Below are 13,866 nucleotides of genomic sequence, written 5' to 3'. Positions count from 1 at the left end.
GCCATGCGGATTGCCCTGTTCGCCACGTGCATTGTGGACGCGATGTACCCGGAGACGGCGAAAGCAACCGTCGCGATCCTGGAGCGTTTGGGCCACACCGTGATCTTTCCCCGCAAGCAGGCCTGCTGCGGGCAGATGCACATCAACTCCGGCGCTTTCGCCCAGGCCTACCCGGTCGTGAAGAACCACGTCGAAGCCTTCGAATCAGAAGAATGGGACTGGGCGGTCGCCCCGTCGGGGTCTTGTGTCGCTTCGCTGGGCCACCAGCACGGCATGATCGCCGAATCGCAGAACGACGAATCCCTCAAGTCCCGTGCCGACGACATCGCCGGGCGCACTCTCGAACTCGCGCAGTTCCTCACGGATGTCGCCGGGGTGACGAACTCGGCTGAGGATCTCGGCTCCTACTTCCCCCACACGATTGCCTACCACCCGTCGTGTCACGGCATGCGCCTGCTGCGCTTGGGCGACCGGCAAGAGCGTCTGCTTTCGACCGTGGAGGGTGCGACCGTCGTTGCGCCGCAGAACCAAGACTCGTGCTGCGGCTTCGGCGGCACGTTCTCCGTGAAGAACCCGCAGGTGTCCACCGCGATGCTCCAGGACAAGGTCGAAGCTCTCGTCTCGACCGGCGCTTCGGTGTGCTCCGGCGGCGATGCCAGTTGCCTCATGCACATCGGGGGCGGCCTGCAGCGGCAAGAGGAGCTCATGCCGGCCATGGGCGAACCTCCCGCGACCGTGCACATGGCCCGCATTCTCGCCTCGACAAAGGACAATCCGCTCATGCTCGACCGCAGCATGGTCACAGGAGGTTCCCTGCGATGACTCAGACATTCCTCGGCATCCCATCCGTTCCACCGCCGGGCAAGGGCTTCCTCACGGAGGCCACCCCGTTTCCAGAAGTAGCTGAACACGAACTGACGAACGCGCAGCTGCGCGCGTCGCTGACCAACGCCACCGGAACCATCCGCCACAAGCGGAATCTGCGGATCAGCGAAATGCCGGACTGGGAAGCACTGCGCACCGCCGGCTCTGCCACAAAGGCCCACGTCATGAAGAACCTGCCGGAGCTGCTGCAGCAGTTTGAGGAGGCTTTCACCGCTGCCGGCGGCACGGTTCACTGGGCACGCGATGCTGATGAGGCCAACAAGATCGTCGAAGATCTCGTTGTCGAAAATGCTCCCGTACTCGAAGACGGCCGTCGCGAGGTAATCAAGGTCAAGTCGATGGCCACGCAGGAAATCGGCCTCAACGAATACCTGGCCGAGCACGACATTGACGCTCTTGAAACTGACCTGGCCGAACTCATCGTCCAGTTGGGTGACGACCGACCCAGCCACATCCTCGTGCCGGCCATCCACCGCAACCGCAATGAAATCCGCGAGATCTTCAAGCGCGGCATGTCGGATGTTCCCGACGACCTGTCGAACAACCCCGAAGACCTTGCGGAAGCCGCGCGAAAGCACCTGCGCCGCAAGTTCCTCGAAACCAAGGTGGCGATCTCCGGAGCAAACTTCGGCATTGCGGACACCGGCACGCTTTCGGTTGTCGAATCCGAAGGCAACGGCCGCATGTGCCTGACCCTTCCGGAAACCCTCATCACGGTGATGGGAATTGAAAAGCTCCTGCCGAGCTTCGACGATTTCAGCGTGTTCATGCAGCTGCTCCCCCGCTCTTCGACCGGCGAACGCATGAACCCGTACTCGTCGCTGTGGACCGGCAGGGCTGACGGCGACGGCCCTCAGAATGTTCACGTGATCCTGCTGGACAACGGGCGGTCCCGCGTGCTGTCTGACGAAGCCAGCCGCGAAACCCTGCACTGCATCCGCTGTTCGGCGTGCATGAACGTCTGCCCCGTGTATGAACGCGCCGGCGGCCACGCATACGGTTCGGTTTACCCCGGCCCGATCGGCTCAATCCTCACCCCGCTGCTGACGGGAGTCGAGGAGGCGGCCAACGGCTCGCTGCCCTACGCATCGAGCCTGTGCGGGGCCTGCTACGACGCCTGCCCGGTGAAGATCAACATCCCCGAGCACCTGGTGCGCCTGCGCAATCAGGACGTCGAGGCAAAGGAAAAGAAGAAGCCGGTCAAGGTGCCCACCAACCAGCTCGATGCCGCTCTCAGCGCCGCCAGCTGGCTGATGAGTGACGGCGACCGCTTCGGCAAAGCGCAGAAGGCCCTGCCGCTGGCGAACCTCGTCTCGCCCAAGGCCGGAGTGAAGGCACTGCCCGGTGTTGCCGGCAAGTGGACGCACTCGCGCACCATTCCCACTCCGCCCAAGCAGTCGTTCCGCGAATGGTGGAAGCAAGAACGAGGAGACAACGCATGAACGCCAAGCACGCAATCCTCGACCGCCTGGCCTCAGCGCTGGGCAGGCCCGTCACGGAGGGCAACACCGAACCCATCAGCAGCTCGGACATTCCCCGCGAGTACCGGACGACGGCTGATATGGGCGAGGCCGAGCGCATCGAGTTGCTCACCGACCGCCTGGTTGACTACGACGCCGGAGTTCACGAGGTGCCGCTCACGCAGGTGCCGCAGAAGGTCGCCGAACTGCTGGGGGATGCTGGCAGCATCGTCGTTCCGCACGACCTCGACTCGGGCTGGGCTGACAAGACCGATGCAAAGGTTCTTCAGGACTCGCGGGACGAGCCGCTGTCGATCGACGAACTCGACTCCGTCGACGCGGTCGTCACGGGTGCGACGGTCGCAATTGCCGACACCGGCACCATCTGCCTGGCTGGTGAGAACACCGGCCGCCGCGCAATCACGCTGGTGCCCGATCACCACATCATCGTGCTCAAGAAGAAAGACATCTGCACAATCGTCCCCGAGGGCGTTGCCGTGCTCGAAGAACGAGGGCTGACCACCTCCCCGCAGACGTGGGTTTCGGGTCCGTCCGCGAGTGTCGACATTGAGTTCCAGCGCGTGGCCGGCGTGCACGGACCGCGCACTCTCGACGTCATCATCACCGACTGATACAGCGTTTCCGCCGATCAGGGCTGCAGAACCACTGGGTTCTGCAGCCCTGATCGCGTTGTGGTCACTCGCCGCGCACAGCCTTCCTGTGCGCGGCGGGTGAACTTGGCGTGAGCAGGCTGAGAGTTTAGGCTGAGGAGCCAATCTGTAGTCCGCGCCACAGTCGGCGCTGCACACCGGGAGGCTCTGTGAGCACCACTCAGCCGTCAGGCGGCAATATGCGAACCGCCGCAATTTCCTCAATGACACCGGAACAACAGGAAAGAACGGCACGCAGGGCCGCAACCGCGGCCCTCGTCGGCACCGCCATGGAGTGGTACGACTTCTTCCTGTTCTCCACGGCCGCGGCCATTGTCTTCAACATCCACTTCTTCGCCTCCGACGACAAGGTCACCGCTCTGCTGGCCTCCTTCGGTACGATGGCGGTCGGCTTCATCGCCCGCCCCATCGGCGGCATCATCTTCGGCCACCTGGCTGACAAGGCCGGCCGCAAACTCGTCCTCATCGTCACCGTCACCGGCATCGGCCTGGCCACCGGCCTCATCGGCGTCCTGCCCACATTCGCCACGATCGGCGTGTGGGCACCCACCCTGCTGATCGTGCTGCGCATTGTGCAGGGCCTTGCCGTCGGCGGTGAGTGGGGCTCAGCCGTCACGGCGGCAGTTGAATCCGCTCCACCGGAGAAACGCGCACGCTACGCCGTCATGCCGCAGGTCGGTTCGCCCATCGGCACCATCCTGTCGTCCGGCGCCTTCTTCGTCATCGGCGTGCTCCTGCCGCCTGAAAGCTTTGAAGCCTGGGGCTGGCGCATCCCGTTCATCGCCGCCATCCCGCTGCTGCTCGTAGCTCTCTTCATCCGCCAGCACCTGGATGAAACCCCTGAGTTCCAGAAGCTCATTGCCGAAGGCGAAAAGGAATCGGTTCCGTTCTTCAAGCTGCTGAAGGAAGCACCGCTGGGCATCATCGTAGGCTTCATGACCACTCTGCTGGGTGTGGCGGGCTTCTTCGTCGTGACGACGTTCGCAGTGTCCTACGGGAAGAACTTCCTGGGACTTCCGGCCAACCTCATGCTCGCAGCAACCATGATCGGCGCCGTTCTGCAGATCATCGTCATGATCTTCTACGGCCGCGTGGGCGAGAAGATCGGCTCGGCGCGCGCTTCGATGATCGGCGGTCTGCTGACCATGGCGTTCGCCTTCCCCATGTTCTGGCTGATCGAAACCAAGATCTCCGTACTCGTCATCTGCGGTGTTGCCGCGGGCATCACGAGCGTGTCGCTGTCCTACGCGGTCAACGGCTCGGTCATCACCGCCCTGTTCAAACCGGAATACCGCACCTCGGGTGTTTCGCTCTGCTCGAACCTCGCCGCGATCGTGGCAGGATTCATGCCGATGCTCGCAACACTGTTCCTCGGCATGGTCGACGGCGCATGGTGGCCGGCACCCCTCATGCTCATGACGCTGGCAGCCATCACCGCGCTCGGCTCCGTGCTGGCACCGAAGGTCAGCCTGCAGATCGAGGGATACCGCCACTGAGCGGAATTTTCATACATCCGGTCAGCCACAGCTGACAGCGCGAAAAGCCGGGCCCCGCACTGCCGGGGCCCGGCTTTTTGCTGTCCTGGCACCTCGGCCCAGGTGTCGCAGAGAATTCGAGCCCCACACGGGGCGTGATCAGAACCTCACCCGCAATGAGTTATTATTCTTCTCAATGCATATTCATTAATGGCAGCTCGGGTCAGCCACCAGCACCACCTCAGGCAGACCCCCGCCACACACCCCTAGGAGCAGCCGTGAAGAAGATCCTCACCGCACTGACCGCCGTGACCGCACTGACCTTGACCGCATGCGGAGGAGGCGACGCCGACGACAGCGGCCTGGTCCAAAGCGGCAAACTCACCGTCTGCGCCACCGTCCCCTACGAACCGTTCGAGTTCGTCAAGGACGGTGAAACGGTCGGCTTTGACATCGACCTGGCAGACAAACTCGCCGAACGCCTCGACGTTGAAACCGAAGTTCTGAGCACCCCCTTCGAGGGAATCCAGTCCGGCACTTCGCTCGACACCGGCAAGTGCGACATCGCAATCTCCGGTATCTCCATCACCGATGAGCGCAAGACGAAAATGGACTTCACCGACCCTTACCTCAACGACAACCTCGGGCTGGCCGCCGCCAAGTCGGACGGCTTTTCGAGCCTGAAGGACGTCAAGGACAAGAAGGTCGGCGTGCAGGCCGCAACCTCGGGCGAAACCTACGCGCAGGACGAGGGCATCAACCCGGTGCAGTACGAAAACGGCGGAATGCTTACACAGGCCCTGATGGCCGGCAAGATCGACGCCGCAATCGGCAATATCTCGGTCATCTCAGCGGCAACCAAGGCTGACGACAAACTCGAACTGGTCGAAACCTACGCCAACGGAGAGCAGCTGGGCGCGGCAGTCAAGAAGGACAACACGGAGCTCACCGAAGAGTTCAACGCAATGCTGAAGGAAATGACTGACAGCGGCGAATACGCAGAGCTCATTAAGCAGTGGTTCGGCGAAGAAGTCGCAGACAGCCTCAGCGTGGCCAAGGATTCCTGACCGCGCGGCAGGTAACGATTTCGCACTGCGGAGAAATATCTGCCGAAGAATTCCCCAATGTGACCCGCGACACTGTATGGTCTGTTCCCATGGAGCGGCACGAATGGGCCTGCCGCGCTACTAAGGAGACATCGTGAAGAAAGCACTCTCGATCACCGCCTTCGCGGCGGCAGCATCCTTTGTTCTCGCCGGCTGCGGCGGTGGCGGTGACAGCACCGCAGACGCCGGAGATCTCGACCTGGTGCAGAGCGGCAAGCTCACCGTCTGCTCTGACATTCCCTACGAACCTTTTGAGTTCGTCAAGGACGGCAAGACCGTCGGCTTCGACATCGACCTGGCAGACAAGCTGGCAGAGCGTCTGGAACTCGAAACCGAAGTGCTCACGACTCCGTTCGAAGGAATCCAGTCGGGAACTTCCCTCGACACCGGGAAGTGCGACATCGCCATCTCCGGTATTTCAATCACCGACGACCGCAAGACCAAGATGGAGTTCACCGACCCTTACCTCAACGACAACCTCGGTTTGGCCGCGGCGAAGTCGGACGGCTTCAAGAGCCTCGACGACGTCAAGGACAAGAAGGTCGGCGTGCAGGCTGCGACCACCGGCGAAACCTACGCCAAGGACAAGGGCATTTCGCCCGTGCAGTACGAAACCGGCGGCATGATGACCCAGGCCCTCATGGCCGGCAAGGTCGATGCCGCAGTCGGCAACATCTCGGTCATCTCGGCAGCAACCAAGGCTGACGACAAGCTCGAACTCGTCGAAACCTATGACACCGGGGAACAGCTTGGTGCAGCCGCTAAGAAGGACAACACCAAGCTGACCGAAGAGTTCAACGCCATGCTGAAGGAAATGCTGGAGAACGGCGAATACGACGAACTCGTCCAGCAGTGGTTCGGCGATGAAGTCGCCGAAAGCCTCAGCGTGGCCGAAGGCTCCGAAGGCTGACATTCCAACCGAGGGGTGCCGCTCACCACGGGTGAGCGGCACCCTTTACCGAGCAGATTCCCCTCTTCCATCCCTGACCAGGAGGCACCGTGGCTCTGAGCATGAAGCAGCGCCGGCGCACATCCCTGACGATCCAGTACGCGATCTTCTTCATCGTTGTCATCATTCTGGCCGTCACAATCGACTGGCCGAATATCGTCGACAAGTTCTTCAACTTCCGGATCATGGCCCAGCAGTTCCCGGAAGTGATCACCACCGCGCTTAAGAACACGATCATCTACACGGCCCTGGGCTTTGTGTTCGCCATGGCGCTGGGCATCCTGCTGGCGCTCATGAAGCTGTCCTCGGTGGGCCCGTACCGCTGGGTCGCAACCGCGTACATCGAATTCTTCCGCGGCGTCCCCGCACTTCTCGTGTTCCTGGCCTTCGGCTTCGGCATTCCGACCGCATTCAAGGTCAACCTCGACAACTACCTCACGGTCATGCTGGCGCTGGGAATCGTCGGCTCTGCCTACATCGCCGAAACTCTGCGCGCTGGTCTGCAGGCTGTGCCGAAAGGACAGTACGAGGCGGCGCGTTCGCTGGGCATGAGCCACTCTCGGGCCATGATTTCGGTGGTCATTCCGCAGGCGTTCAAGATCATCCTGCCGCCGCTGACCAACGAAATCATCATCATGACGAAGGACTCGTCGCTGATCTACCTGCTGGGCCTGCTGCCCAGTCAGTTCGAACTGGCGCTGTTCGGCAAGAACGCCATCGCCGCACCGGAAGCCGGCCTGACGCCGCTCGTGGTAGCAGGTGCCTGCTACCTCGTCATCACACTGCCCCTGGGCTGGCTGGCCCGCAAGTTCGAATCCCGCCAGCAGAAAGCGAATGGAGCCTGACATGACTGCTGAACAGACCGCAGCCGTCACACCGGCTGTCAAAATCACCGATCTGCACAAGTCCTACGGCGACGTCGAAGTCCTCAAGGGCATCAACGTCGAGGTTCTGCCCGGCGAGGTCGTCTGCCTCATTGGGCCATCTGGTTCGGGCAAGTCGACTCTTCTGCGCTGCATCAACGTACTCGAGCAGTCCAACAGCGGCACCATCGAGGTTGCGGGCTTCACCGCCACGGACCCCGACACCGACCTCAACGTCATGCGCCAGCACGTCGGCATGGTGTTCCAGAGCTTCAACCTGTTCTCCCACAAGACGGTTCTGGAGAACTGCACGATCGCGCAGATCCGGGTTGCCAAGCGCGCCCCTGAAGAAGCGAAGAAGATCGCTCTGGAGAACCTCAAGATCGTCGGCCTGGACCACCTTGCAGATCGCTACCCCGACCAGCTGTCCGGCGGTCAGCAGCAGCGTGTGGCAATCGCGCGTGCGCTGTGCATGAATCCCGACCTCATGCTGTTCGACGAACCGACCTCGGCGCTCGACCCCGAAACCGTCGGCGATGTCCTCCAGGCCATGCGCCGCCTGGCAAGCCAGGGTATGACGATGGTCGTGGTCACCCACGAAATGAACTTCGCGAGCGAAGTGGCCGACAAGGTCGTCTTCATGGACGGCGGGGTCGTCGTCGAAATGGGTCCGCCGGAGGAGGTCATCGGCAACCCGCAGCACAAGCGCACGCAGAGCTTCCTCAAGCGCGTTCTCGACCCTGACCACATGGAATAGGAACCGGTTCGACGTAGTATCGAAGCATGCGCCTTGATCTGAGAATCGACAATGCCAATATTCTGACGATGGAGCCCGCCGGCGACGCCGACCCCTACGGCACGCGCGCTCGGCTGGGCTCCATCGGCGTCATCGGGGACAGGATTGTGGCGGTGGGCAACGAAGCCCACGACGTCGCAGCCGATCGCGTTCTCGACGCCGACGGACGCTTCCTCGCCCCGGGCTTCCACGACGTCCACTGCCACACCGCCTGGTACGGCATGACCCTGTTGGACGTCAGCGTTGAAAAGCTCGGCACGATGGACGCCGTGTACGCGGCACTCGACGCCGCCGCAAAGGAAAAGGCTCCCGGCGAATGGGTGACCGCCACCGGCTTTTCGCAGAATGACTACGACGGTCAGTACCCGGACATTCAGGTACTCGACCGGATTGCGGACGGCCGCCCCATGTTCATCCGCCAGGTGTCCGGCCACGCTGCCATCGCCAACACGGAAGCGCTCGAACGCGCAGGTGTTTTCCGCGATGATTTCGAAACTCCCGAGGGCGGCAAGATTGTCCGCGACGAGCACGGCAAGCCCACCGGACTCATTGAAGAAACAGCGCAGGCCCTCGTGCAGGACCTCATCCGCCCCTATTCGCGATCGCTTCTGGTCGAGGCCATTGACGCGGCCACCTCGTCTTATGCCCAACAGGGCCTGACCAGCTTCGGTGATGCGGGCATTGCCGCCGGCTGGATCGGCCACTCGCCCACAGAGCTCGGCGCCTACCAGGAAGCCCGGCAGAACGGCCGCCTGCACGCGCGCGGCCAGCTCATGCCGATGGCCGATGCTCTGCGCCCCCTGCACGCTCACGATGACGATCACAACGGGCTGGGACTCGACCTGGGCGTGGTCAGCGGCTTCGGCGATCCCATGCTCCGCCTGGGCCCGATCAAGATCTTCATGGACGGCGCTATGAGCTCTGAGACCGCCGCCATGTATGAAAACTACGAGGGCTCAGACACGCCCGGTTACTTCCAGGACGACCCCGAGGTGCTGCGCGCCCGGATCCTCGACACCTACCGGGCCGGGTGGTCGCTGGCGGTGCACGCGATCGGCGACAAGGCCGTCGCGAAGGCCATCGAATTCATCTGCGAAGCCCAGGACACCTACGGCTTCCCCGCCCAGCGCCAGCCGGGACACACGATTCCCAACCGCATTGAACACGCTGCCATGGTCAGCGACTCCCAGCTGAAGACCCTGCGCGACTACGGCATTGTGGTCACTCCGCAGGCGGCTTTTGCCGATGCGATCGGTGATGCTCAGAACGCGTCCCTGGGCGAGGCCCGCCGACCCCTGCTCTACCGGGCCAAGGCTTTCTTCGACAGCGGGGTGCTCCTTCCCGGTTCGTCCGACCGCCCGTGTGCTGACGGCACTCCCCTGCGCGGCATCCAGGCCTTTGTCGACCGCCGCACCCGCTCCGGCGACGTCATGGGCTCGGCTGATGAGCGCATCACACCCCAGCAGGCGCTGGCCGCCTACACCTCGATCGCGGCGGAAGCCTCCGGCGACCTCGCTGACAAGGGCACACTCAGCCGCGGCAAACTGGCCGACATCGTCTTCCTCGACGAAAACCCGGTTGCGGTTGACCCCACCACGATCAAAGACATCAACGTTGCGGCCACCATGCTCGGCGGCCGCTTCACGCACGGAAATCTCGACTGACCCCGTCGACAGCATGAAAGGAGCTGCAGTGTCCACAGACGCGCACGCCCAGGAATTCCTCACAGACTTCGCCACCATGAGCAGCTTCGGGCAGACCGCCCGCGGCGGTGTGGACCGGGAGGCAATGACGGAAGCCGACGTCGACCAGCGCAACTGGCTTGGCGGCTGGCTGAAAGAGCGCGGCTTCAGCGTTGAAGTCGACAGGGTCGGAAACCAGTTCGGCCTGTATCGCTTCACCCCTGATGCGCCGTTCGTCCTGTTCGGTTCGCACATGGACTCCCAGCCGACCGCCGGTCGCTTCGACGGCGCCTACGGTGTGCTTGCGGCAGCACACGCCGCCCACCGCGTGATCGAAGCCCACAAGGCTGCCGGAACCACCCCGAAGTACAACATCGGCGTGGTCAACTGGTTCAACGAAGAGGGCTCGCGCTTCGAACCGTCGATGATGGGCTCGGGCGTCTACACCGGCAAACTCGACGCCGACACCGTGCTCAAAACAGAAGACCTCGACGGAACGTCAGTCGAAGATGCCCTGCGCGCCGGCGGCTACCTCGGTACGGGCGACGGTCCGGAGGCCGCCGCCTACGGTGAGATCCACGTGGAGCAGGGCCGCCTCATGGAGGATGCCGGAAAGCAGATCGGGCTCGTGGAGGCCACGTGGGCCGCCCACAAGTACCACCTGATCGTCCACGGCGAGCAAGCCCACACCGGCTCAACTGTCATTGCCGACCGCCACGACGCCCTGCTGGGCGCATCGCACCTGGTCATTGCCGCACGCGAAATCGCCGATGAGTTCGGCATCCACTCCTCGGTCGGGCAGATGGTCGTCCTGCCGAACTCACCGGTCGTGGTGCCCAGCGAAGTGCGCATGCACATGGACTTCCGCTCCCCCAGCCAGGAAAAGGTTGAACAGGCCGATTCCAAGCTCAAGGAGCGCATCAAGCAGATCGAAGAGACCGCAGCGGTCCGCATTGAAGAGGGCACGGCGCACGCTTGGGACAAGCAGGCCTACCACGAATCCGGTGTCGAGCTCAGCCGTCAGGCCGCCGAAGACCTGGGCCTGTCGCACATGAACATCATGACCGTCGCCGGCCACGACTCAACGAACATGAAGGACATCGTGCCGACCGTCATGCTGTTCGTGCCCTCCGTTGAGGGCGTCAGCCACAACGAAGAGGAGTTCACCACCGACGAGGACATGGTCGCCGGTGTCGAACACTTCACTGAGGTTGTCCGTCGCATGGCCGACGGGGCTCTCGACTGAGCGTGAACGCTGAAGACTCTGCCGCACAGCTGCGGGAGGCTCTCGCGGAATTCCCCGTGGAAGCCTTCCGCACTGTTGCGGGTGCCGGCGAGGCGACGCTGGAGATCAAAAAGTCTGAGTTCATCGGCGTCATCGCCCCGGCAGCCACGGAAGAAGAGGCCCGGCGGATCATCGACGAACAGAAGCAGCTGCACCCGAAAGCCCGCCACTGGTGCACCGCCTACGTGTTGGGCCCGGACGCTCGCACGCAGCGTTCTAACGACGACGGCGAACCTGCGGGAACCGCGGGAGCACCGATCCTCGATGTTCTGGGCGGCAGCGGCCTGACGGATGTTGTTGCAGTTGTGACCCGCTATTTCGGCGGGGTTCTGCTTGGCGCGGGAGGGCTCGTCCGCGCATACGGTTCTGCCGCATCTGAAGCTCTTGCGCGAACAACGATCATCACCCGCAGTCTCATCGTGCCCGTCAGCGCAAGGCTTGACTATTCAACGGCAGACACCGTGCGGGCACGCGCAGAGCAGCGCGGGTGGAAGATCATTGATGCCGAATACGCAGCGGATGTCACGTTGCACGCGGGGGTTCCGGCGGACGATGTCGATGACTACGCGCGCATGCTGGCTGATATCAGCGCCGGTTCTGCACAGCCGATCATCGGCACACCCCGCTACGTGTAGCGGACGGCGGGGCTGGGCCTAAAAGAAGCCGGCCCAGGATTTCATTCAGTCGAGCGTTGCGATCCGGCCGATCTTGGCCTGGGTGAGCGACACGACGTCGTCTGGCTGCATTTCCACCTGAAGGCCGCGTTTGCCTGCTGATACAAACACCGTCGCATAATCGGAGATTGTCCTGTCGGCAATGACGGGGTGCTGACGGCGCTGCCCGAACGGGCTCACTCCCCCGGTTGTGAACCCAGTGCGGCGTTCAGTTTCCGCCACTCCCGCCAGCTGGGCTTTGCGACCGCCGGCTGCACTCGCCGCGGCTTTCAGGTCGAGCTGTCCCGATACCGGCACCAGTGCGATCACCGGTTTCCCGTCGACGAGGATCATCAGGGTTTTGAAAACCCTCCCGTATTCGACTCCCAGTTTGTCCGCCGCTTCTGTTCCGTAGCGGCGGGCCGCCGGATCGTGCTCGAATTCGTGCAGGGAATAGGAAACTCCCTTGACGTTGAGCACTTTGAGTGCGGTTGTCGATGCGGTCTGGGTCTTCACGCGTCTTCCTCCTGCACGGCGGGCGTGCGGGCTCTTATCCGTTTGGTCTGCCGTCCACCATATGAAAACCCGCTCCCTCGTACCAATTCGCGATGATTCGCTCACTCCCGCTCTCCCCTGCCGTCAAACGCACGAGGTGGTGCGCACCCGGGTGCGCACCACCTCGTGAGCGTTGTGTATGGGAGGAGTCTGCGTTAGTTCTGCTCTTCTGCTTCGGCTTCTGCAATGGTGCGGCGGACTTCGTCCATGTCGAGGTCTTTGACCTGGCCGATGAGGTCGTCAAGGGCCGAACCGGGCAGGGCACCGGCCTGGCGGAACACGAGCACTCCGTCGCGGAAGGCCATGAGCGTGGGGATCGAGGTGATCCCAGCCTGCGCGGCCAGCTGCTGTTCTTCTTCCGTATTGACTTTTGCAAAGGTCACGTCGGTGTGCTTTTCCGAGGCTTTGTCGTAGACCGGCGCGAACTGGCGGCAGGGGCCGCACCAGGATGCCCAGAAGTCAAGAAGCACAATGCCGTCGGTCAGGACGGTCTCTTCGAACTTTTCTGCTGTCAGGTCGATGGTGGCCATGGCAGTCCTCCTTGTTGTAAGTCTCTGCTGCGGGTTTCTGCCTTCACAACGTACACACCGGGCCCGTTCATTCCAGGGTTGTTCCGGCCCACGCCAGTGGGCCCGAGCCGGGAAGTTCAGGCCCAGCCGAGTTCGTGCAGGCGATCGTCATCGATTCCGAAGTGGTGGGCGATTTCGTGGATCACGGTGACGTAGATCTGGTCGCGCAGATCGTCGTCGTCCAAAGCAAAGTCGATGAGGTTGTTCTTATACAGGCTGATAGTGTCCGGCGGAACGAAGCCATAAGCCGAGTCGCGCTCTGTGAGCGCTATGCCCTCGTAGAGCCCCAGCAGGTCGGGTTCGTCTTCCGGGGCGTCGTCCTCAATGAAGATGACGACGTTGTCCATGGCTTCGCGCAGCTCATCCGGAAGGTCGCTGAGCGCAAGTTCGACAACCTCGTTGAACTCGTCGTCCGAAATGCTCTTCTCCACGCTTCCCTCCACGGTCCAGTCTAAGTCGGCACCGGGCGTCGGCCCAGGGCCGGGAAGACACGGATAAGCCACAGTGGCAAAGGTCACTCAGCAGATCTCCACTCGGTTTTGCATTCTCTCAGAGCGGCCTATATAGTTATCTCTGTTGCTCACCGCGAAAGCGGTCAGAAACACCAGGCCCCCATCGTCTAGCGGCCTAGGATTCCGCCCTTTCACGGCGGCGACACGGGTTCGAATCCCGTTGGGGGTACTCGAAACTTCAGTTTCGACCTAAAAGAATAAGGCCCTGTGGCGCAGTTGGTCAGCGCGCCGCCCTGTCACGGCGGAGGTCGCGGGTTCAAGTCCCGTCAGGGTCGCGGAGCACAAGGCTCTTCTGCTTCAGAAGAGCCTTTGTTCTATCAGCTGCCTGACAGCTGATGGCTCTGTAGCTCAGTTGGTAGAGCGTTCGACTGAAAATCGAAAGGTCACCGGATCGACGCCGGTCGG

General features: G+C 62.6%; 14 protein-coding genes and 3 tRNA genes (1 of these 17 cut by a window edge). 14 read left to right on the top strand and 3 right to left on the bottom strand.

The features are described from left to right. Positions 1-3: 3 nt before the first annotated feature. From HMPREF3172_RS02315 to HMPREF3172_RS02265, 11 genes are all read left to right on the top strand, one after another. On the top strand, positions 4-822 hold the full coding sequence (locus HMPREF3172_RS02315) for a (Fe-S)-binding protein (RefSeq protein WP_070515098.1): 819 nt from the start codon (positions 4-6) through the stop codon (positions 820-822). Beyond that, on the top strand, positions 819-2,327 hold the full coding sequence (locus HMPREF3172_RS02310; protein ID WP_070515096.1) for a lactate utilization protein B: 1,509 nt from the start codon (positions 819-821) through the stop codon (positions 2,325-2,327). The genes HMPREF3172_RS02315 and HMPREF3172_RS02310 overlap by 4 nt, the downstream gene beginning before the upstream one ends. Continuing rightward, on the top strand, positions 2,324-2,977 hold the full coding sequence (locus HMPREF3172_RS02305) for a LutC/YkgG family protein (protein ID WP_062020656.1): 654 nt from the start codon (positions 2,324-2,326) through the stop codon (positions 2,975-2,977). The genes HMPREF3172_RS02310 and HMPREF3172_RS02305 overlap by 4 nt, the downstream gene beginning before the upstream one ends. 242 nt (positions 2,978-3,219) lie before the next feature. Then, positions 3,220-4,512, top strand: coding sequence for an MFS transporter (locus tag HMPREF3172_RS02300; RefSeq protein ID WP_083281384.1), 1,293 nt, complete (start codon positions 3,220-3,222; stop codon positions 4,510-4,512). Positions 4,513-4,769: 257 nt separating this feature from the next. After that, positions 4,770-5,558: an ABC transporter substrate-binding protein gene (locus HMPREF3172_RS02295; protein ID WP_070515092.1), complete on the top strand. Its 789-nt coding sequence runs from the start codon at positions 4,770-4,772 to the stop codon at positions 5,556-5,558. A 133-nt stretch (positions 5,559-5,691) separates the two neighbouring features. Next, the gene (locus HMPREF3172_RS02290) at positions 5,692-6,507 is read left to right on the top strand and encodes an ABC transporter substrate-binding protein (RefSeq protein WP_070515090.1); all 816 of its coding nucleotides are present in this window, start codon (positions 5,692-5,694) and stop codon (positions 6,505-6,507) included. 89 nt (positions 6,508-6,596) lie between these two features. Beyond that, on the top strand, positions 6,597-7,391 hold the full coding sequence (locus tag HMPREF3172_RS02285) for an amino acid ABC transporter permease (protein ID WP_062020666.1): 795 nt from the start codon (positions 6,597-6,599) through the stop codon (positions 7,389-7,391). A 1-nt stretch (position 7,392) separates the two neighbouring features. Continuing rightward, entirely contained in the window at positions 7,393-8,166 is a 774-nt protein-coding gene (locus HMPREF3172_RS02280; protein ID WP_070515088.1) for an amino acid ABC transporter ATP-binding protein, read from the top strand. Between the two features lie 26 nt (positions 8,167-8,192). After that, the gene (locus HMPREF3172_RS02275; protein ID WP_070515086.1) at positions 8,193-9,869 is read left to right on the top strand and encodes an amidohydrolase; all 1,677 of its coding nucleotides are present in this window, start codon (positions 8,193-8,195) and stop codon (positions 9,867-9,869) included. Positions 9,870-9,897: 28 nt separating this feature from the next. Then, positions 9,898-11,133 (top strand): M20 family metallo-hydrolase, encoded by a 1,236-nt coding sequence (locus HMPREF3172_RS02270; RefSeq protein WP_083281370.1) that lies wholly within the window; start codon positions 9,898-9,900, stop codon positions 11,131-11,133. Between the two features lie 2 nt (positions 11,134-11,135). Continuing rightward, positions 11,136-11,807 carry a YigZ family protein gene (locus tag HMPREF3172_RS02265; RefSeq protein ID WP_083281369.1) on the top strand — a complete coding sequence of 224 codons (672 nt, stop codon included), beginning with the start codon at positions 11,136-11,138 and terminating at the stop codon, positions 11,805-11,807. Between the two features lie 45 nt (positions 11,808-11,852). Here HMPREF3172_RS02265 and ybaK read toward each other — a convergent pair whose 3' ends face one another. The 3 genes from ybaK to HMPREF3172_RS02250 all read right to left on the bottom strand — a co-directional run bounded on the left by ybaK (position 11,853) and on the right by HMPREF3172_RS02250 (position 13,380). Beyond that, positions 11,853-12,341, bottom strand: a complete 489-nt coding sequence (ybaK, locus tag HMPREF3172_RS02260; RefSeq protein WP_070515082.1) for a Cys-tRNA(Pro) deacylase — start codon at positions 12,339-12,341, stop codon at positions 11,853-11,855. Between the two features lie 194 nt (positions 12,342-12,535). After that, on the bottom strand, positions 12,536-12,910 hold the full coding sequence (trxA, locus tag HMPREF3172_RS02255; RefSeq protein WP_070515080.1) for a thioredoxin: 375 nt from the start codon (positions 12,908-12,910) through the stop codon (positions 12,536-12,538). A 116-nt stretch (positions 12,911-13,026) separates the two neighbouring features. After that, complete coding sequence (locus HMPREF3172_RS02250) at positions 13,027-13,380, bottom strand: metallopeptidase family protein (protein WP_019175866.1); 354 nt, start codon at positions 13,378-13,380, stop codon at positions 13,027-13,029. Positions 13,381-13,557: 177 nt separating this feature from the next. Here HMPREF3172_RS02250 and HMPREF3172_RS02245 point away from each other — a divergent pair. From HMPREF3172_RS02245 to HMPREF3172_RS10490, 3 genes are all read left to right on the top strand, one after another. Beyond that, positions 13,558-13,630: transfer RNA gene (locus tag HMPREF3172_RS02245), tRNA-Glu, on the top strand. A gap of 32 nt (positions 13,631-13,662) precedes the next feature. Continuing rightward, positions 13,663-13,736 (top strand) — tRNA-Asp (locus tag HMPREF3172_RS02240). A gap of 62 nt (positions 13,737-13,798) precedes the next feature. Continuing rightward, positions 13,799-13,866: transfer RNA gene (locus HMPREF3172_RS10490), tRNA-Phe, on the top strand (it continues 52 nt past the right edge of the window).

Source organism: Brevibacterium sp. HMSC08F02 (assembly GCF_001807555.1).
Taxonomy (GTDB): Bacteria; Actinomycetota; Actinomycetes; order Actinomycetales; family Brevibacteriaceae; genus Brevibacterium; species Brevibacterium ravenspurgense.
This window is presented reverse-complemented; position numbering and strand designations above follow the sequence as displayed.

Excerpts from the sequence above, each read along its gene's own strand:
- HMPREF3172_RS02315 (WP_070515098.1), top strand. The coding sequence starts at position 4 with ATGCGGATTGCCCTGTTCGCCACGTGCATTGTGGACGCGATGTACCCG.
- HMPREF3172_RS02310 (WP_070515096.1), top strand. The coding sequence starts at position 819 with ATGACTCAGACATTCCTCGGCATCCCATCCGTTCCACCGCCGGGCAAG.
- HMPREF3172_RS02305 (WP_062020656.1), top strand. The coding sequence starts at position 2,324 with ATGAACGCCAAGCACGCAATCCTCGACCGCCTGGCCTCAGCGCTGGGC.
- HMPREF3172_RS02300 (WP_083281384.1), top strand. The coding sequence starts at position 3,220 with ATGACACCGGAACAACAGGAAAGAACGGCACGCAGGGCCGCAACCGCG.
- HMPREF3172_RS02280 (WP_070515088.1), top strand. The coding sequence starts at position 7,393 with ATGACTGCTGAACAGACCGCAGCCGTCACACCGGCTGTCAAAATCACC.
- HMPREF3172_RS02275 (WP_070515086.1), top strand. The coding sequence starts at position 8,193 with ATGCGCCTTGATCTGAGAATCGACAATGCCAATATTCTGACGATGGAG.
- trxA (WP_070515080.1), bottom strand. The coding sequence starts at position 12,910 with ATGGCCACCATCGACCTGACAGCAGAAAAGTTCGAAGAGACCGTCCTG.